16 protein-coding genes are annotated in these 17,239 nt (G+C 65.6%); 10 read left to right on the top strand and 6 right to left on the bottom strand.

The features are described from left to right. Positions 1 to 246: 246 nt before the first annotated feature. Positions 247 to 1,836, bottom strand: a complete 1,590-nt coding sequence (locus HYN69_RS12880) for an amino acid permease (RefSeq protein WP_108436099.1) — start codon at positions 1,834 to 1,836, stop codon at positions 247 to 249. 383 nt (positions 1,837 to 2,219) lie between these two features. Between HYN69_RS12880 and HYN69_RS12875 the strand changes: the two genes are divergently transcribed. After that, a complete protein-coding gene (locus tag HYN69_RS12875; protein WP_108436098.1) occupies positions 2,220 to 3,362 on the top strand; it encodes an aminodeoxychorismate synthase component I in 1,143 nt (380 codons plus the stop codon). Then, positions 3,317 to 3,940, top strand: coding sequence for an aminotransferase class IV family protein (locus HYN69_RS12870; protein ID WP_174213660.1), 624 nt, complete (start codon positions 3,317 to 3,319; stop codon positions 3,938 to 3,940). Before HYN69_RS12875 ends, HYN69_RS12870 begins: the two co-directional genes overlap by 46 nt. A gap of 270 nt (positions 3,941 to 4,210) precedes the next feature. Here the strand turns inward: HYN69_RS12870 and HYN69_RS12865 are convergent, their stop codons facing one another. Both HYN69_RS12865 and HYN69_RS12860 read right to left on the bottom strand, forming a co-directional pair. Beyond that, complete coding sequence (locus HYN69_RS12865) at positions 4,211 to 4,849, bottom strand: alpha/beta hydrolase (protein ID WP_108436096.1); 639 nt, start codon at positions 4,847 to 4,849, stop codon at positions 4,211 to 4,213. Then, positions 4,846 to 5,754, bottom strand: a complete 909-nt coding sequence (locus HYN69_RS12860; RefSeq protein WP_108436095.1) for a ring-cleaving dioxygenase — start codon at positions 5,752 to 5,754, stop codon at positions 4,846 to 4,848. Before HYN69_RS12860 ends, HYN69_RS12865 begins: the two co-directional genes overlap by 4 nt. A 302-nt stretch (positions 5,755 to 6,056) precedes the next feature. Between HYN69_RS12860 and aspS the strand changes: the two genes are divergently transcribed. From aspS to HYN69_RS12840, 4 genes are all read left to right on the top strand, one after another. Continuing rightward, complete coding sequence (gene aspS / locus HYN69_RS12855) at positions 6,057 to 7,838, top strand: aspartate--tRNA ligase (protein ID WP_108436094.1); 1,782 nt, start codon at positions 6,057 to 6,059, stop codon at positions 7,836 to 7,838. Between the two features lie 303 nt (positions 7,839 to 8,141). Further along, positions 8,142 to 8,861 carry a GNAT family N-acetyltransferase gene (locus HYN69_RS12850; protein WP_108436093.1) on the top strand — a complete coding sequence of 240 codons (720 nt, stop codon included), beginning with the start codon at positions 8,142 to 8,144 and terminating at the stop codon, positions 8,859 to 8,861. Positions 8,862 to 9,167: 306 nt separating this feature from the next. Continuing rightward, a complete protein-coding gene (gene mce / locus HYN69_RS12845) occupies positions 9,168 to 9,572 on the top strand; it encodes a methylmalonyl-CoA epimerase (protein WP_108436092.1) in 405 nt (134 codons plus the stop codon). After that, on the top strand, positions 9,572 to 9,850 hold the full coding sequence (locus HYN69_RS12840; RefSeq protein WP_108436091.1) for a DUF1467 family protein: 279 nt from the start codon (positions 9,572 to 9,574) through the stop codon (positions 9,848 to 9,850). Before mce ends, HYN69_RS12840 begins: the two co-directional genes overlap by 1 nt. 61 nt (positions 9,851 to 9,911) lie before the next feature. Here the strand turns inward: HYN69_RS12840 and HYN69_RS12835 are convergent, their stop codons facing one another. The 3 genes from HYN69_RS12835 to HYN69_RS12825 all read right to left on the bottom strand — a co-directional run bounded on the left by HYN69_RS12835 (position 9,912) and on the right by HYN69_RS12825 (position 13,429). After that, positions 9,912 to 10,607: an EI24 domain-containing protein gene (locus HYN69_RS12835; RefSeq protein ID WP_174213623.1), complete on the bottom strand. Its 696-nt coding sequence runs from the start codon at positions 10,605 to 10,607 to the stop codon at positions 9,912 to 9,914. Next, a complete protein-coding gene (locus tag HYN69_RS12830) occupies positions 10,604 to 11,176 on the bottom strand; it encodes a nitroreductase family protein (protein WP_108436090.1) in 573 nt (190 codons plus the stop codon). Before HYN69_RS12830 ends, HYN69_RS12835 begins: the two co-directional genes overlap by 4 nt. Positions 11,177 to 11,464: 288 nt before the next feature. Beyond that, a complete protein-coding gene (locus tag HYN69_RS12825) occupies positions 11,465 to 13,429 on the bottom strand; it encodes a protein meaA (RefSeq protein ID WP_108437194.1) in 1,965 nt (654 codons plus the stop codon). A 354-nt stretch (positions 13,430 to 13,783) separates the two neighbouring features. Between HYN69_RS12825 and HYN69_RS12820 the strand changes: the two genes are divergently transcribed. From HYN69_RS12820 to HYN69_RS20625, 4 genes are all read left to right on the top strand, one after another. Beyond that, positions 13,784 to 14,101 (top strand): hypothetical protein, encoded by a 318-nt coding sequence (locus tag HYN69_RS12820; RefSeq protein WP_108436089.1) that lies wholly within the window; start codon positions 13,784 to 13,786, stop codon positions 14,099 to 14,101. A 42-nt stretch (positions 14,102 to 14,143) separates the two neighbouring features. Continuing rightward, positions 14,144 to 15,523: a 1-acyl-sn-glycerol-3-phosphate acyltransferase gene (locus tag HYN69_RS12815; RefSeq protein ID WP_108436088.1), complete on the top strand. Its 1,380-nt coding sequence runs from the start codon at positions 14,144 to 14,146 to the stop codon at positions 15,521 to 15,523. A gap of 109 nt (positions 15,524 to 15,632) precedes the next feature. Further along, a complete protein-coding gene (gene ccrA / locus HYN69_RS12810; RefSeq protein ID WP_108436087.1) occupies positions 15,633 to 16,913 on the top strand; it encodes a crotonyl-CoA carboxylase/reductase in 1,281 nt (426 codons plus the stop codon). Positions 16,914 to 17,061: 148 nt separating this feature from the next. Continuing rightward, on the top strand, positions 17,062 to 17,238 hold the full coding sequence (locus tag HYN69_RS20625; RefSeq protein WP_159082461.1) for a hypothetical protein: 177 nt from the start codon (positions 17,062 to 17,064) through the stop codon (positions 17,236 to 17,238). Position 17,239: the final 1 nt, after the last annotated feature.

The raw sequence follows: 17,239 nt of genomic DNA, 5'->3' as shown, positions 1-17,239 counted from the left end.
TAGGGGAGTGTCGGGCAGGGCGCAAGGGATTGTGCGGGCGGGTGCCCCTGTGCGGCCTTGGGTCTTGGGGTCGGGCGGCGATTTCTGACGCAGAAATCGCGGCGGAAAATGACGCATTTTCCGGGGCGCAGCGGTGGGGCACGGTTTTTGCGTCAAAAACCGGCGCGGAATTTGCGTCAAATTCCGGCACGGTGTGGAAAGGGCCGGAGGTTTCCCCCCGGCCCCTTGTTGCACGACAGGCTTTCGTCAGGCCTTTTCGCCCACGGCCGCCTCGGCTGCGGCGATTGCTGCCTTGCGGGCGGCAATCTTCTCGCCGGTCGGCGGGCCTTCGAAGCGGCGGTTTTCGACCGCGAACCAAAGTACCATCGCCAAAGCGAGGAAGCCGAGGACGACGTAGAGCACACGCTCGTTCGGCGGGGCGACGGCGATGAACAAGATCACGCCCATGCCGACGACGGCGAGGACGGTGACCAGTTTGTAGACGCCTTCGCCCATGCTCCACGGGCCGGGGTTCGGCCATTTGGCGGTGCCGTAGGCGAAGAAGCCCGCGACCAGCGGAACGGTGAACGACAGGAACAGGAAGATCAGCGTCGAGTTCACCACGATCACGTAGATCGAGGTTTCGCCGACCTTGATCGACATGGCCAGAAGCACGTAGAGGATGCACAGCACCGTGGCGGTCCAGATCGCGGTGACGGGCGTGCGGAACTTGGCCGAAACGGTGGCGAGCGCCTTGGAGCCGACAGGCATTCCGTTGTCACGCGAGAAGGCGAACAGCATCCGGCTCGCCGAGGTCACGGTGGCAAGGCCGCAGATCAGCTGGGCGATCAGGATGAAGAAGTAGATCACCAGCTTGAGGCTTGCGGGCAAGACGGCATCCATGGTGTTGAAGAACATCATGAAGCCCTGACCGGCTGCCGTGGGCAGGTCGGGAATGGCCAGCGTGATCGAGCAGATCATGATCCAGCCGACGAGCGACGACCAGAAGACCGCGTTGACGATGCCCTTGGGCACCGAGACGGCGGCGTTCTTGGTTTCTTCCGATGTATGGGCCGAGGCGTCGTAGCCGGTGATCGTGTAGACCGGAAGCAGAAGGCACAGCAGGAACAGGTAGCCCATGCTGTCGGATTGCGGGAAGACGCCGCCGCCCGCGTCACCCGAGAAGTTGGTGAATGTCCACAGGCGCGACAGGTCGAGTGCGGGCGCGAAATAGAGGCAGGCCAGAACCAGGACGGCGGTGGTGGCGAAGATCAGGTAGCCCGACACGTCGGTCAGGAAGGTGGTGGCCTTGATCCCGATATGGTTGAACACCGCTTGCACGATGGTGATGATCGCGACGAAGACCACGATCTCCATGTCCGAGCTGGGCCAGGGCGTGATCGCGCCGTCAGCGCCCGTGGTGCCGAACAGCGCGCCGAAGGTGCCCTGGAAGAAGTATGCGGTGCCGATGTTGATGGCGCCAAGCACGGTGATGAGGCCCAGAAGGTTGAGCCATGCGGTCAGCCAGCCCCAGAAGCGGTTGCCGAGGATCGAGGCCCAGTGATACAGGCCCCCCGCCGTGGGGAAGGCCGAGGCGATTTGCGCCATGGCGAGGGCGAACATGCCCGACAAAAGGCAGCCGACGATCCAGCCGATGCCAGCACCCGCGCCGCCGACGGACGAGATGGCCTGGGCGAAGGAGTTGATCCCGCCCGACAGGATGCAGATGATCGAGAAGGAAATCGCGAAGTTCGAGAATTTCGACATCGAGCGCGACAGTTCCTGCGCGTAGCCCATGCCGTGAAGGACCTTCATGTCCTCGTGTTTTTCGTGGTCGGTGTAATTGTCCGATGCCATCTTTGTCCCCGTTGTTGTTTCGGATGCGTCGACCGGTGTCCGGTCGGGCCGATTCAGCGGAGCGGGTTTTTCCCGCCTTTCGCAGGGGCGATATTGGCTCTTGAATTCCCGATCCGGCAAGCGGTGAAACGATCTTTTCAGCCCGACAGGGCGGATAATGCGGAAAAACCTTGGGGAAACGCGGTTTCTGCCGGATCGGCAGGCAGCGTATGCGATCGCATCAGCGGGTTGGCGGGCGGGTAGGCGGGCGGCTTGGCATGGCAAATGGTCGCGGTTGGACTGTTCCTGTGCGGGGGGGCGTGCTATCTGCGCCGCCTGAGGCGAGGGGCAGGCTGCGGGCGGGCCGCGGGCCACGCCGCCCTGCCGGTCAAGTGGAGACTGCGTTGATTCTGTGCGAGCACGGTCCGGGGGGCGTTCCCGCCCTGTTTGCTGCCCCGCGCGAGGTGGTGGTGGCCTGGCGTGCGCGCGACGTGCGGCCTGCGCTGGAGCGGGCCGAAGCGGCGCGGCGGGCGGGGGGCTGGCTGGCGGGCTATGTCGCCTATGAGGCGGGCTATGCGCTCGAGCCGCGGCTGCGGCGGTTGATGCCGGGGCGCAGGCGCGGGCCGCTGGTGGCGCTGGGGGTGTTCGACGCCCCCCGCGATGCGGCGGTGGTGCTGGCGCAGGCGGACGCCGAGGGGCACGGGGCGCGGCTTTCGCGCTTGCGGCCGCTGGTGTCGCGCAAGGCTTACGGTGCGGCGTTCCGGCAGGTGGCCGACTATATCGCTGCGGGCGATTGCTACCAGATCAACCTGACCTTTCCGATGTCGGCCCGGCTTGAGGCGGGCACGCCGCTCGGGCTTTACGGGGCGCTGAGGGCGCGCCAGACCGTGGGTTACGGCATGTTCTGCGATCTGGGCGCGGGGCCGGTGGTGATTTCGCGCTCGCCCGAATTGTTCTTCCGGCTGACGGACGGGGTGATCGTGGCGCGGCCCATGAAGGGGACCGCGCCGCGCGATGCCGATCCTGCGCGCGATGCGGCGCTGGCTTTTGAATTGCGCGCAAGCGACAAGGCCCAGGCGGAGAACCTGATGATCGTGGACTTGCTGCGCAACGATATCGCGCGGATTTCCGAGGTGGGATCGGTCAAGGTGCCGGAATTATATGCTGTCGAGGCGTTCTCGACGGTGCATCAGATGTCGTCGACCGTGACGGGGCGGCTGCGCGGCGAGGCCGGGCTGGCGGAGCTGATGGCAGCGCTGTTTCCCTGCGGGTCGGTGACGGGTGCGCCCAAGATCAGGGCGATGGAGATCATCCGCGAGGTCGAGCGCGGCGAGCGGGGGGCCTATTGCGGGGCGATGGGCTGGATGTCTCCGGCAGGGGATGCGGCCTTCAACGTGGCGATCCGCACGTTGTCGCTTGGCGCTGACGGGGCGGTGCGGCTGAATGTCGGCGGGGGTGTGGTGCATGACAGCACGGCAGACGGCGAATGGGAGGAGGCGCTGTGGAAAGCGCGCTACGCAGAGGGGCTGACGCAGGCGTCAGGCTGATCGAGACGCTGCTCTGGGACGGCGCGGGCTTCCCCCGCCTGCCGCTGCATCTGGCGCGGCTGGAACGCGGGGCGGAGGCGCTGGGCTATCCTTGCAACGCGGGGGCAGTGACGGGGGCGCTTGCGACGGCGGTCGGGACCGAAGCCTTGCGGGTGCGCCTGACGCTCGGCGCGGATGGCGCGGTCGAGGTGACCGCTGCGCCCCTGCCTGCCGCCAAGGCGGAATGGCGGGTCGGTCTGGCAAGCGAGCGACTGCGTTCGAATGATCCGTGGCTGACGGTGAAATCCACCTGCCGCGCGGCCTATGACGCGGCCCGCGCCGCCTTGTCCGAAGGGCTGGACGAGGTGGTGCTTCTGAACGAACGCGGCGAGGTTTGCGACGGCAGCATCACGACGGTCTTTTTCGACCGGGGGCAGGGGATGCGGACTCCGCCTTTGTCCTGTGGCGTGTTGCCGGGGGTGCTGAGAGAGGAAATGGCAGTGCCGGAAGAAGTGCTTATGGCGACTGACTTGCCCCGTGTCAGGCTTTGGGTCGGCAACGCGCTGCGCGGCCTGATCCCTGCCCGCTGGACCCCCTGACCAAGCGGAGCGGCGTTCCGCCACAAGCCTTTTGTCTCGCTGAGGCTCGGACGAAGAAGGGGGCTTGTGCAGCCCCCGTCGCGGTTCCCGCGACTCCCCCTGCAGGATATTTGAGCGAGCGTGAAAACGACGATTTTGTGCTTTCACGCTCGCTCAAATATCCTCAGGGGGGAGGGACGCGCCCTTTGCGCGGCCCGTTGGGGGCGGAACGCCCCCTCAGCCGAGCGTCAGCGAGACAGATGGCTTGCGGCGGCACGCCGCTCCGTTTGGTCAGCGGGAGAGGTGGCTTTGCAGGGCGGCGAGGTCGTCTTGCATCAACCCGTGGCCCGCGCCGGGGTGGATGCGGGTTTGCACGCGGGCGCCAAGGGCGGTGAAGGTGTTGGCGGTTTCGCGGACGCGCTGTTGGGGGATATGGGGGTCTTGTTCGTGAACCGAGAGCCAGACCTTGCCATCGCGCTGGCCTGTGTAGTCGAAGCGTTTGGGGCTGTGGCCGTAGAGGGCTTCGCTTGGGCCGCCCGTCGCATCGCCCGTACCGATCAGGCCACCCGAAAAGGCGATGAGGCCTGCGAGGCCTTCGCCCAGTCGCGCGTAGGCTTCGCAGGCGAGGCAGGCGCCCTGGCTGAAGCCTGCAAGCCAGATGCGGTCGCGGGCGATGCCTTCGGCTTCCAGCGTGGCGATGGCTTGCGTTACGGCGGCAAGGGCGCGGTCGACATGGGGGGCCATGTGCGCCGCGGGCGCGAGGAAACCGGTGGGCCACCACGAGCGGCCTTCGGCCTCGGGCGCTATGGCTGCGACCCTTGGCACGTCGGCATGAGCGAGAAGGCCCAGGATATCATCTGCCGAGCCGCCGCGTCCGTGCAAGAGGACGATGCCGGTGGTGGCGCCGGTTTCGGGGCCTGCGCGCTTCATGCCGGCACCTTGAGCGGCGGCAGGGCGGCTTCGATGCGGGCGCGCATCGGTTCGTATTGGGCGGGCAGTTTCAGCGCCTGACCCAGCGTTTCGGGCGATTCGTCGACTGCGAAGCCCGGCGGGTCGGTGGCGATTTCAAACAGTACGCCGCCCGGTTCGCGGAAGTAGATCGCGTTGAAATACTGCCGGTCGATCACCGGCGTGGTGCGGTGGCCGAAGGTGCGGAGTTTTTCGATCCATTCGTCCTGATCGGCCTGTGTTTCGGCGCGGAAGGCGATGTGGTGGATCGTGCCTGCGCCCGGTTGCGGGACGACCGGAACATCGCTGCGGAAGATGTCGATGATGCGCCCGCGTTCGGAGCCTGCGGCTGTGAGCCTGAGGCGTTCGCCTGCGGGGGTGCGTTCGGTGCCTGTGGCGGTGTAGCCGAAAGCCTCGGTCAAAAGCCGTGCGGTGGCATCGGGGTCGCGTTCCCAGAGGGTGACGGAGTGGAAGCCGTGCATGTCGGGGGCGGAGGCATCCTCGATCAGTTCGACGGGGGCGCCGTCGGGGTCTTTCACGGTCAGCACGCGCGCGCCGAAGCGGGTGGAGAGCTGCGGGTGCAGGGCGCGGGCGGCGAGGTCGTCTTGCAGCACGGCGAATTGGGCGGCGGGCACGGCGTAGGCATAGGCGGAGGCCATGCCGGGGCCTGCGTGGCCGGCTTCTGCGCCTGCGAAGGGGAAGAAGGTCAGGATGGTGCCGGGGCTGCCTGCGGCATCGCCGTAGTAAAGGTGATAGGTGCCGGGGTCGTCGAAGTTCACGGTCTTTTTGACGAGGCGCTGTTTCAGCACGCCTGTGTAGAAGCTGACATTGGCCTGAGCGGGGCCGGTGATGGCGGTGACGTGGTGGATGCCGGGAATGGTGGGCATGGGGCGTGGTCCTTTGGCCTGCGGGGCGTTGGTGACTATATGGGGCGGGTGCGGAAATCTGCAAATCCGGCGTGGCTGCGCGGACGCTGTGCGTTTTCGCACGGCGGGCCGGAGCGCGCCTTGAGCGGACGCGGGGGGCTTTGCGCCCCCCGAGACCCCCCCCTCAGGATATTTGAGGACAGAAAATGCGGGGTGCACATGCGAGATGCGGTTGGGCCTTGAGTGGTGTCGTGGCTTGACTTCGTCCGTTCCAAGGGGTGTATCGGCGGAAATCTCGTTTTCGCCTCGTGAAGGGGACACCTATGCACGCCTATCGCAGCCATACTTGCGCCGAACTCAACACCTCGCATGTCGGGCAGGAGGTCCGTCTGTCGGGCTGGGTGCACCGTGTGCGTGACCATGGGGGCGTGCTGTTCATCGATTTGCGCGACCATTACGGGATCACGCAGGTGCTGGCAGACAGCGACAGCCCGGCCTTTGCCGAGATCGACAAGGTGCGGGCCGAATGGGTGGTGCGGATCGACGGGCGGGTGAAGGCGCGGGATGCGGCGCTGGTGAACCCCAAGATTCCGACGGGCGAGGTCGAGGTATACGCCACGGGGCTGACGGTGCTGGGCGCTTCGGAAGAATTGCCGATGCCGGTGTTCGGCGAGGTGGATTATCCCGAAGAGACGCGGTTGACCTATCGCTTCCTCGATCTGCGGCGGGAAAAGCTGCATCGCAACATGATGCTGCGGTCGAACGTGGTGCGGTCGTTGCGTAACCGGATGTGGGATCAGGGGTTTACCGAATTCCAGACGCCGATCATCACGGCGTCTTCTCCGGAAGGGGCGCGGGACTTTCTGGTGCCGAGCCGTCTGCATCCGGGCAAGTTCTATGCGCTGCCGCAGGCGCCGCAGCAGTTCAAGCAGTTGATCATGGTGGCGGGGTTCGACCGCTATTTCCAGATCGCGCCCTGTTTCCGCGACGAAGACCCGCGGGCGGACCGCAGCCCTACCGATTTCTACCAGCTCGATGTCGAGATGAGTTTCGTCGAGCAGGAGGATGTGTTCGCCGCCGTGCAGCCCGTGATTCAGGGTGTGTTCGAGGAGTTCGGGGCAGGCCGGAAGGTGGACGCGGTCTGGCCGCGCATCGCCTATCGGGATTCGCTGCTGTGGTATGGCAGCGACAAGCCGGATTTGCGTAACCCTTTGAAGATGCAGATCGTGTCCGAGCATTTCCGCGGGTCGGGTTTTGCGGTGTTCGCGAAATTGCTGGAGAACGAAGGCACCGAGGTGCGGGCCATTCCGGCCCCCACGGGGGGCAGCCGCAAGTTCTGCGACCGGATGAATGCCTTTGCCCAGAAAGAGGGCCTGCCGGGGATGGGATACATCTTCTGGCGCGAGGCCGAGGACGGGTCGGGGATGGAAGCCGCCGGACCGCTGGCCAAGAACATCGGGCCGGAGCGGACGGAAGCGATCAGGGCGCAGCTTGGGCTGGGGCTGGGGGATGCGGCGTTCTTCCTTGGCGGGAAGCCGGAGCAGTTCGAGAGCGTGGCAGGGCGGGCGCGCAACGAGATCGGGCGGGAGTTGGGGCTGTGCGAGACGGATACGTTCCGCTTTGCGTGGATCGTCGATTTCCCGATGTTCGAGAAGACCGACGAGGGCAAGATCGACTTTTCGCACAACCCGTTTTCCATGCCGCAGGGCGGGATGGAGGCGCTGATGGGCGACCCCTTGGCGGTCTATGCCTATCAGTATGATCTGGCCTGCAACGGATACGAGCTGATTTCGGGGGGTATCCGCAACCACAAGCCCGAGATCATGTATCGGGCCTTTGAACTTGCCGGCTATCCGAATTCCGAGGTCGACAAGCGGTTTGGCGGGATGGTCAAGGCGTTCAAGTATGGCGCGCCTCCGCACGGGGGCTGTGCCATGGGGATCGACCGGGCAGTGATGCTGCTGGCGGACGAGCAGAACATCCGCGAGGTTATCATGTTCCCGATGAACCAGCGGGCGGAAGACCTGCTGATGGGCGCGCCATCGGAGCCGTTGAACGAGCAGTTGCGCGAGTTGCGCCTGCGCGTGGTGCCGAAGGATCAGTAAGCGGTCGGTGATCTGGCGCAGCGGCGCGCCGGATACGCCCGCTTGGGCGGGGATGACGTCTCTTTGCGGGAAGATGAGACGCCTCGAAAGGCTCCGGGGGAGCGTTTCGAGGCGTCGTCGTTAGGGGCGCGCGCGACCCGCGGGACGGGCGCCTTGGCGCACGACCCGGGGGGCGGGTCGTGCGCGGCCCGTGGCTTTGGCCACGTGCCATCCCTGCGGTTGGCATTATGAAACTGCAACTGCTTGCAGCAAGTGCTGCGGGCGGGGCATAGTCAGCGCATAATCGGGCGGGAGTGTCGGGACATGGGGGTTGCGCGTAATCTGGGGCCAGAGGTGGCGGGCTGGATGCCTGCGGCATGGCCGACCGAGACGCCGATGGACGGGCGCTATGCGCGGCTGGTGCGGCTGGACCCCGAGGCCCATGCGGCCGACCTGTTTGCCGCGTTTGACGGGCATGATGCGCTTTGGGATTACATGCCGAACGGACCGTTCCATTCGGCGCCCGCCTATATCCGCTGGGCCAAGGAGGCCGTGGCGGGCAAGGATCCGGTGTTCTGGGCGATCTACGAGCAGGGCGCGGCGCATCCGGTGGGGGTGGCATCCTATTTGCGGATCACGCCCGACCACGGGGTGATCGAGGTCGGAAATATCTGTTTCTCGCCCGCCTTGCAGCGCAGCCGGGCTGCGACCGAAGCCATGTTCCTGATGATGGACTGGGCTTTTTCCAATGGCTACCGGCGGTATGAGTGGAAGTGCAACGCGCTGAACCTGCCGTCACGCTGCGCGGCGCAGCGGTTGGGCTTTTCCTTTGAAGGCGTGTTCCGCCAGCACATGATCATCAAGGGGCGCAACCGTGATACGGCGTGGTTTGCCATGACCGATCAGGATTGGCCTGCCCTGCGCGAGGCTTACCGCGCCTGGCTGTCGCCCGCGAATTTCGCGCCCGACGGGCGGCAGAGAGAGCGGCTGTCGGACCTGACGCAGCTGGTGCGGGTGTCATCCGATCCGCTGGTCGGCGGGTAGCGCGCCACGATTGCGGCGTTGAGCGCATCGGTCAGCAAGAGCGTCGATTGCGTCGTGGCGGGGGGCTGCATGGCGAAACCTTTCAATCGGAACATTTGGCCGGACATCCGGTGACGGTGGCAGAGATTGTGACTGTGGCAGAGACGGTGACAGAGACGATGACAGAGACGGTGCAAGGATCGCGCCGACCGCTTGCGAAAGCGTTAATGCGCGGGGACTGCGACGGATGATCGCCTTGCATCAAGGCGGGGGCGGGACGATAAGGCGGCGGAATTGCTACGGCAGGGATGCGGGAGGGGTGCAGCGATGATCGGGCGGTTGAACCATGTGGCCATCGCGGTGCCGGACCTTGGCGCGGCAGTGGCGCAGTATCGCGACACTTTGGGGGCCGTGGTCGGGGCACCGCAGGACGAGCCGGATCACGGGGTGACGGTGGTTTTCATCACCTTGCCCAATACCAAGATCGAGCTTTTGTATCCGCTTGGCGAAGGGTCGCCCATTGCGGGGTTTCTGGAAAAGAACCCTGCCGGAGGGATCCATCATATCTGCTACGAGGTGGACGATATTCTGGCCGCGCGCGACCGGCTGAAGGCATCGGGCGCGCGGGTGCTTGGGTCGGGCGAGCCGAAGATCGGGGCGCATGGCAAGCCTGTGCTGTTCCTGCACCCCAAGGATTTTAATGGCTGTCTGGTCGAGTTGGAGCAAGTCTGATGAGCATTACCGGCGCAATTGTCCTTTTCGCCACGACGTGGTTTCTGGTGTTCTTCATCGTGCTGCCCTTGCGCTTTGTCAGCCAGGCGGATGCGGGCGAGGTGGTGCCCGGCACGCCTGCGGGTGCGCCTTCGGGGCATGTGGTGGCCCGGAAGGCCAAGATCACGACGCTGGTGACGCTGGTGGTCTGGGCGTTGATCTGCGCGGTGATCCTGTCGGGCGTGATCAGCATCCGTGATATCGACTTTAACGGCGTGATGGGGCCTGCGGCGGGCTGAGGCCTGCGGGGACGATTTTTCTGCGAAAAATCGGGCGCGTGCCTGACGGGGTGCGGCGCGGTCAGGGGCTGCGTTTTTTCAGCGCGTGGAAGATATGGGTGAAGGTCGCGGCACCGAGGACCGGGATGAACAGGTTGACGAGCGGGATCGACAGGGGGGCGGCCATCAGGATGCCTGCGGCCCAGATGGTCAGGCGGTTGGTGCGGTAGAGGCGTTTCGCCTGTGCCGGTGTCAGGTGGCGCAGGGCGGCAAGGGTGAAATATTCGCGCCCCAGCAGAAAGCCGTTCAGCGCCCAGAACAGCAGCGGGGCGAAGGGGCCGGTGAAGGGCCAGACGGCAAGGGCTATGAGGTTTGCGGCAATGATCAGGCCGAAGAAGCCGAGGCTGCCGGTGACTTGCTCGGACATGGTTTGGCTGCGGGCGGGGGGCAGGGCGGGATAGTGCCGCGCTTCCACCGCATCGGCGATGCGGTCGAGGAAAAGGCCGGTGAAGGCCGAGGCGACCGGCACCATCAGGACGGTCGAGGCGAGGAGCAAGATGAGGACCGAACCTGCCGAGGCGGCGGTGTCGAGCCATGTTACCTCGCCCAGCCATGGCAGGGTGAGGGTGTCGGGGGTGAACCAGCGCACCAGTTCGAGGGTGGCGACCCAGAGCGCGACGAGCAGGCCGATGGTCAGCGCAAGGCCAAGCGCAAGGACGCGGCGAAAGCGGCTGTCGGTGACCTGCGAGAGGGCCCTGAGGAAAGCGGCGGCGATCATGCGCGGGTCAGGAGGCGGGTAAGGTCGGGGCGCGGGCGGTCGGGCATGGCGGCGGCGGGTGTGCCGATGTGGATGATGCCTGCCACGGTCTCGCCCTCGGTGCAGCCGAAGGCGCGGGCGGCGAAGGGGGCGTCATGGCTGACCCATCCGGTGAGCCAGTTCGCGCCCCAGCCTGCGGCGGTGGCGGTGTGCAGGATGTTCATGCACAGCGCGCCGGCCGACAGGAATTGCTCGGCCGCGGGGATTTTCCCGGACGGTTTGGGCGAGGCGATCACGGCCACGGCGAGGGTGCCGCGGTCGAATTGGCCGCGGCCTTTGTCGATCTTTTCGGCATCGGCCCCGAGTTCGCGGGCGCGGGCCTCGGCCAGATCGGCGAGGCGGACCATCGCGGCGCGGTCGATCAGCACCAGACGCCATGGTTCGAGCTTGCCATGGTCAGGCGTGCGCAGGGCGGTCGACAGGATCGCGGCAAGCTCGGCCTCCGACGGCACGGGGGCCTGCATCACCTTGGCGGGATGCGACAGGCGGGAGGCGAGATAATCGAGGACGGGCTGGTTGGCGGCGGGCATGGGGCGGCTCCTGTTACGGGGCCGATGTGGCGGTGCGGGGGGCGGGGCGTCAAGGGGTGTCAGGCAGGATGTCGGGCGATGCATCGTGGGCAGGCGTCAGGACGGGGGGCTGTCTGCCCCCCGCGCATCGCGTGCCGCGCTGCGTCCCCCGAGGATATTTTTGCCAGCGTGAAAGTCATGGCCTGCTTTCATGCTGGTCCAAATATCCTCGGGGGGCGGGCCGCTTGCGGCCCTTGGGGGCAGACGGCCCCCCTGTTTGCGGCGGTTCGGCGCGCTTGCGTTTGCGCGTCATTCCGCCGCGATGGGCTGGCTGTCGACCAAGGTCACGATGTCGAGCATGATGCGGTTGAGTTCGAAATCCTTGGGTGTGTAGACCGCTGCCACGCCGAGGGCGCGCAGGCGGGTGGCGTCTTCTTCGGGGATGATGCCGCCGACGACGAGGGGGACATCCCCAAGCCCTGCGGCACGGAGGCGGTCGAGGGTTTCGGTCACCAAGGGCAGGTGCGAGCCCGACAGGATCGAGAGGCCCACGACATGGGCGCGTTTCTCGGCGGCGGCGGAGACGATTTCGGACGGGGTCAGGCGGATGCCTTCGTAATGGATTTCCATGCCGCAGTCGCGGGCGCGGGCGGCGATCTGTTCGGCGCCGTTGGAATGGCCGTCAAGCCCCGGTTTGCCCATCAGGAAGGTGAGGGGGCGGCCGAGTTTGGCCGACAGGGCCGAGACCGCGTCGCGGATCGGCTCCAGCCCTTCGGTGCGGTTCGAGGGGCTTTGCGACACGCCGGTGGGCGCACGGTATTGGCCGAAGGCAGTTCGGATCACCGCGCCCCATTCGCCTGTGGTGGCGCCTGCCTTTGCGGCAGCGACGGAGGCGGGCATGATGTTCGTGCCGGTGGCGGCGGCTTGGCGCAGGGAGTCGAGCGCCTTTGCGACGGCAGCCGCGTCACGGGTGGCGCGCCATGCGGTCAGGCGGGCGATCTGGTCGGCCTCGGCCTGCGGGTCTGCGGCCATGACCGCGCCGTCGCCGGTTGTGAGGGGAGAGGGCGCGGCTTCGGTCCAGCGGTTGACGCCGACGACGGTGGTTTCGCGCGATTCGATGCGTGACAGGCGGTCGGAATTGGCCTCGACGAGGCGGGTCTTCATGTAGTCGATGCAGGCGACCGCGCCGCCCATCGCGTCGATGCGGGCGAGTTCTTCGCGTGCGCCGTCCTGCAGCGCGTTTACCTTGCGCTCGATGGCGGGGTTGCCGTCGAAGAGGTCGTCATATTCCAGAAGGTCGGTTTCATAGGCGAGGATCTGTTGCATCCGGAGCGACCATTGCTGGTCCCAAGGGCGGGGCAGGCCGAGGGCCTCGTTCCATGCGGGCAGTTGCACGGCGCGGGCGCGGGCGTTTTTCGAGAGCGTCACGGCCAGCATTTCGATCAGGATGCGGTAGACGTTGTTTTCGGGTTGTTGTTCGGTCAGGCCCAGCGAATTGACCTGCACACCATAGCGGAAGCGGCGGTATTTCGGGTCGGTGATGCCGTAGCGGTGTTCGCAGATTTCATCCCACAGGTCGGTGAAAGCGCGCATCTTGCACAGTTCGGTGACGAAGCGGATGCCTGCGTTCACGAAGAACGAGATGCGGCCAACCATGGCGGGGAAGTCTTGGGGCGCGACCTTGGCTTTCAGGTCGTCGAGCACGGCGCAGGCGGTGGCGAGCGCAAAGGCCAGTTCCTGTTCGGGCGTCGCCCCTGCCTCTTGCAGGTGGTAGGAGCAGACGTTCATCGGGTTCCATTTCGGCAGGTGCTCGGCCGTATAGGCCGCGATGTCGGTGATCATGCGAAGCGAGGGCGCGGGCGGACAGATATAGGTGCCGCGCGACAGGTATTCTTTTATGATGTCGTTCTGCACGGTGCCTTGCAGGGCGGCGATATCGGCCCCCTGTTCTTCGGCCACCGCGATATAAAGCGCCAGCAGCCACGGGGCGGTGGCGTTGATGGTCATCGAGGTGTTCATCTGGTCGAGCGGGATCGCGTCGAACAGCGCGCGCATGTCGCCAAGGTGGGCGACGGGGACGCCGACCTTGCCGACCTCGCCCCGCGCCAGTTCGTGATCGCTGTCATAGCCGGTTTGGGTGGGCAGGTCGAAGGCGACCGAAAGGCCGGTCTGGCCCTTGGCGAGGTTGGTGCGGTAAAGCGCGTTCGAGGCTTTGGCGGTGGAGTGGCCGGCATAGGTGCGGAACAGCCACGGTGCGTCTTTTGGGGCGGTCATGGCGGGCTCCTGCGCGGCTTTGGGCAATATTGTTACGCTGGAAAGCATGTAGCGGACATAATCGTTCCTTGTCAATTCGCCGCGTTGCGGCATTTTGCGGTGCGGCGGGGCGGGTGGGACGGCGGTTCCTGACGCAGGAACCGCGCCGGAATTTGACGCAAATTCCGCGGGTCGGCGGGTCTGTTGCGCCGGTGCTGCCGGGCGGGGCGATTTCTGCGTCAGAAATCGGCGCGAAGTCTGCGTCAGACTTCGCCCCCTTAACAAAGGGCTACGGGCCTCTTATATCTGTAGACGAAGGCCCCTGCCGCGATGCGGCATAACAAGGGGGGCCGAGGGTCGAAGGGCCTTTGATCGATGCGCGTTTCGCTTGCGCTTGGTTTTGCTTCGCTGATGGTTGCCGCGCCCGTGATGGCGCAAGAGGCTGTGTTCGACGTGGTCAATGCGACCTCGTTCGGGATTACGGGTTTTTACGGGTCAGCCGATGGCGATGTGTCTTGGGAGGAGAATATCCTCGGCGGGCAGACGCTGGCACCGGGGGCGAGCCTTTCGGTGAATTTCGACAACGGGTCGGGTGTCTGCGTCTATGACCTGCGGGCTGTCTTCGATGATGGCGACGAGTCGGTGATGCAGGATGTGGACGTATGTTCGCAGAAATCCGTCACGCTGAACTGATGCAGCTTTGACAGGCGGCGGCGCTTTGGTCAGCGTGGCGGGATGAGTGCGACTGTCGAACTGCCGTATTGGCTTGTCATCCTGATCGTCATCCTGTCGTCCATCGCGGCGCTGGACCGTATCCTTGCGCCTTCGGTGCGCTGGTTCTTCCGCCGCCGGATGGAGCGGGCGGTCGCGCGGTTGAACCGCCGTCTGGCACGGCCCATAGCCCCCTTCAAGCTGGCGCAGCGCCATGACATGATCCTGCGGCTGGCCTATGACGCGCAGGTGATGCAGGCGGTGGCCGACCATGCCGCCGAGGCGGGGGTGCCGCCCAACGTGGCCGCACAAGAAGCCCGCGCCTATGCGGCCGAGATCGTGCCGGCCTTTTCCGCGACCATGTATTTCGGCTTTGCCGTGCAATTGGCGCGCTGGCTGACGCGGCGCTTTTACGATGTGCGGATCGGGTCGCTGGATCAGGCGCTGGAGCGGATCGACGAGAACGCCACGGTGGTTTTCGTGATGAACCACCGCAGCAATATGGATTATGTGCTGGTGACATGGCTGATCGCGGACCGTTCGGCGATTTCCTATGCGGTGGGGGAATGGGCGCGGGTTTGGCCTTTGTCGCGGCTGATCCGGGGCATGGGGGCGTATTTCATCCGGCGCGGGTCGCGCAATGCGCTCTACCGGCGGGTGTTGGCGCGGTATGTCCAGATGGCGGCAAGCGAGGGCGTGGCGCAGGCGATCTTTCCCGAAGGGGGCTTGAGTTTGGACGGGCGCGTGGGGGCGGCGCGGCTGGGGCTTTTATCGTATTTCGTGGCGGGCTTCGAACAGGCGGGACGCGATCGGGCGGGGCGGGATATCCTGTTCGTGCCGGTGGGGTTGGGGTATGACCGCGTGCTGGAAGACCGCGTGCTGACCGAGGCGGGGGTGACGGGCCTGCGGCGGTTCCGGCCTTCGGTCGGCGGGGTGGTGGCGTTTTCGGCGCGGATGCTATGGCGGATGCTGCGCGGCAATTTCCCCGGCTTTGGGGCAACGGCTGCGGGCTTCGGCGCGCCGGTGTCGTTGCGGGCGTTTCTGGCGGAGGCACCTGACGCGCCGGTCGAGGCGCTGGGGGCCGCGCTGATGGAGCGGGTGGCGCAAGCCGTGCCGATCCTGCCGGTGCCCTTGGTCGCGGCGGCCCTGAGCGGGGATCGGGCGGCGGTCGAGGCGCGGGCTGCGGCCTTGGCGGATGCCCTGCACGACAAGGGCGCCGTGCTGCGGCTGCACCCTGACGGGATGGCGGCAACCGTGGCCACGGCCTTGCGGCATTTGCAGCGGCGCGGTGTGATCGGGGCGGATCTGCGCGTGCGGGCGGGCAAGGAGCCGCTGGTCGCGTTTTACGCGGCATCGGTGCGGCAGCGGCTCGAGATGGGAAATTCTGCGCCGCAGCAGACATAAAATTACAAAAATATACCGTCATGCTATTGCATTGTTGCGAGGGCATCCGTTATCTCTGGCTCAAGCGGCCCGATTCTGCGGCGCGGCATGAAACGGCTGGGAGGCCCGGATGGCTTTGGACACGCATCGATACGACGCTCCGGTCAAGGACCTGTACGAGTTGGGCGAGATGCCGCCCCTGGGCCATGTGCCCAAGCAGATGTACGCCTGGGCCGTGCGCCGCGAGCGGCATGGCGCACCCGACAAGGCGATGCAGGTCGAGGTGGTCGACACCTGGAAGATCGACAGCCACGAGGTGCTGGTTCTGGTGATGGCGGCGGGGGTCAATTACAACGGCGTCTGGGCCAGTCTGGGCGAGCCGATCAGCGTGTTCGACGGCCACAAGCAGCCCTATGCGGTGTTCGGGTCGGATGCGGCGGGGATCGTCTGGGCGGTGGGTGACAAGGTCACGCGCTGGAAGGTGGGCGACGAGGTGGTGATCCACTGCAATCAGGACGATGGCGACGATGAGGAATGCAACGGCGGCGATCCGATGTTTTCGCCCAGCCAGCGCATCTGGGGCTACGAGACGCATGACGGGTCTTTCGCGCAGTTCACGCGGGTGCAGGCGCAGCAGTTGATGCCGCGGCCCAAGCACCTGACATGGGAGGAAAGTGCCTGCTACACGCTGACGCTGGCGACGGCCTACCGCATGCTGTTCGGGCATGAACCGCATGACCTGAAACCGGGGCAGAACGTGCTGGTCTGGGGCGCCTCGGGAGGCCTTGGCGTCTATGCGATCCAGTTGATCAACACGGCGGGGGCCAATGCGATCGGGGTGATTTCCGACGAGAGCAAGCGCGATTTCGTCATGGGGTTGGGGGCCAAGGGGGTCATCAACCGCAACGACTTCAAATGCTGGGGCCAGTTGCCGAAGGTGAACACGCCCGAATACAACGACTGGTTGAAAGAGGCGCGGCGGTTTGGCAAGGCGATCTGGGACATCACCGGCAAGGGCGTGAACGTCGATATGGTGTTCGAGCATCCGGGCGAGGCGACCTTTCCGGTGTCGTCGCTGGTGTGCAAGAAGGGCGGGATGGTGGTGATCTGTGCCGGCACCACGGGCTTCAACTGCACATTCGACGTGCGCTACATGTGGATGCACCAGAAGCGTTTGCAGGGGTCGCATTTCGCGCATCTGAAACAGGCGAGCGCGGCGAACCGGTTGATGATCGAGCGTCGGCTTGACCCTTGCATGTCGGAAGTCTTCCCGTGGGCGGAAATTCCGGCGGCGCATATGAAGATGATGAAGAACGAGCACAAGCCGGGCAATATGGCGGTGCTGGTGCAGGCGCCGCGTCCGGGCTTGCGGACGTTCGAGGATACGCTGGAAGCCAGCCGCACGCTGTGACCTGTGGCTGACCGATTGAAAGCGCCGCCCCCGCGATGGGGCGGCGTTTCGTTTTCGGAAACGGTTTGTGCACGTTTTGGGTGATACTCTCGCCCCATGGTGGAATGATAGCTTCGCGCTTTGCGGTCGTTAACCAAGTGCGGGTTGTATGATGAGCCATGAGTGGATTTTTGACGTTCTGGCGGACCTCAGATCCTATGCCGACAAGAACGGGTTGCAGCTTGTTTCGGAAAAGACCGGCGAGCTTTTGGCCGTGGCGCGCGCCGAGATTGCCGAGCGCAGCGCGCGCGAGGATGAGGACACCCCGTCAAGCCGGATGAACTAAG

This window comes from Gemmobacter aquarius, from assembly GCF_003060865.1.
In the GTDB taxonomy this organism is placed as follows: Bacteria; Pseudomonadota; Alphaproteobacteria; order Rhodobacterales; family Rhodobacteraceae; genus Paragemmobacter; species Paragemmobacter aquarius.
The sequence above is the reverse complement of the archived record's forward strand: the minus strand, read 5'-3'. Positions and strand labels throughout refer to the sequence as shown.

Excerpts from the sequence above, each read along its gene's own strand:
- HYN69_RS12830 (WP_108436090.1), bottom strand. The coding sequence starts at position 11,176 with ATGCCCGCCGCCAACCAGCCCGTCCTCGATTATCTCGCCTCCCGCCTG.
- HYN69_RS12880 (WP_108436099.1), bottom strand. The coding sequence starts at position 1,836 with ATGGCATCGGACAATTACACCGACCACGAAAAACACGAGGACATGAAG.
- HYN69_RS12850 (WP_108436093.1), top strand. The coding sequence starts at position 8,142 with ATGGGGGTTGCGCGTAATCTGGGGCCAGAGGTGGCGGGCTGGATGCCT.
- HYN69_RS20625 (WP_159082461.1), top strand. The coding sequence starts at position 17,062 with ATGATGAGCCATGAGTGGATTTTTGACGTTCTGGCGGACCTCAGATCC.
- mce (WP_108436092.1), top strand. The coding sequence starts at position 9,168 with ATGATCGGGCGGTTGAACCATGTGGCCATCGCGGTGCCGGACCTTGGC.
- HYN69_RS12815 (WP_108436088.1), top strand. The coding sequence starts at position 14,144 with ATGAGTGCGACTGTCGAACTGCCGTATTGGCTTGTCATCCTGATCGTC.
- HYN69_RS12840 (WP_108436091.1), top strand. The coding sequence starts at position 9,572 with ATGAGCATTACCGGCGCAATTGTCCTTTTCGCCACGACGTGGTTTCTG.
- HYN69_RS12860 (WP_108436095.1), bottom strand. The coding sequence starts at position 5,754 with ATGCCCACCATTCCCGGCATCCACCACGTCACCGCCATCACCGGCCCC.
- HYN69_RS12820 (WP_108436089.1), top strand. The coding sequence starts at position 13,784 with ATGCGCGTTTCGCTTGCGCTTGGTTTTGCTTCGCTGATGGTTGCCGCG.
- HYN69_RS12835 (WP_174213623.1), bottom strand. The coding sequence starts at position 10,607 with ATGATCGCCGCCGCTTTCCTCAGGGCCCTCTCGCAGGTCACCGACAGC.
- aspS (WP_108436094.1), top strand. The coding sequence starts at position 6,057 with ATGCACGCCTATCGCAGCCATACTTGCGCCGAACTCAACACCTCGCAT.
- HYN69_RS12825 (WP_108437194.1), bottom strand. The coding sequence starts at position 13,429 with ATGACCGCCCCAAAAGACGCACCGTGGCTGTTCCGCACCTATGCCGGC.
- ccrA (WP_108436087.1), top strand. The coding sequence starts at position 15,633 with ATGGCTTTGGACACGCATCGATACGACGCTCCGGTCAAGGACCTGTAC.
- HYN69_RS12865 (WP_108436096.1), bottom strand. The coding sequence starts at position 4,849 with ATGAAGCGCGCAGGCCCCGAAACCGGCGCCACCACCGGCATCGTCCTC.